1 protein-coding gene is annotated in these 217 nt (G+C 74.2%); it reads left to right on the top strand.

The window, feature by feature from the left end; genetic code table 11:
• On the top strand, nucleotides 1-217 hold a 217-nt coding region (locus tag VR44_RS40310; RefSeq protein WP_045952670.1), incomplete at both ends, for a KR domain-containing protein.

The raw sequence follows: 217 nt of genomic DNA, 5'->3' as shown, positions 1-217 counted from the left end.
TACTGATCACCGGCGGCACCGGAGCCCTCGGCCGACTCGTCGCCGCCCACTTCATCACCACCCACGGCGTCCGCAACATCCTCCTCACCAGCCGTCGCGGCCCCGACACCGAAGGGGCCGCCGCACTCCAGGAGGAGCTCACCGCGCTCGGTGCCACCGTCACCGTCGCCGCCTGCGACGCCGCCGACCGCGACGCCCTCGCCGCCCTCCTCACGTC

This window comes from Streptomyces katrae (genome assembly GCF_000966975.1).
Taxonomy (GTDB): Bacteria; Actinomycetota; Actinomycetes; order Streptomycetales; family Streptomycetaceae; genus Streptomyces; species Streptomyces katrae.
This window is presented reverse-complemented; position numbering and strand designations above follow the sequence as displayed.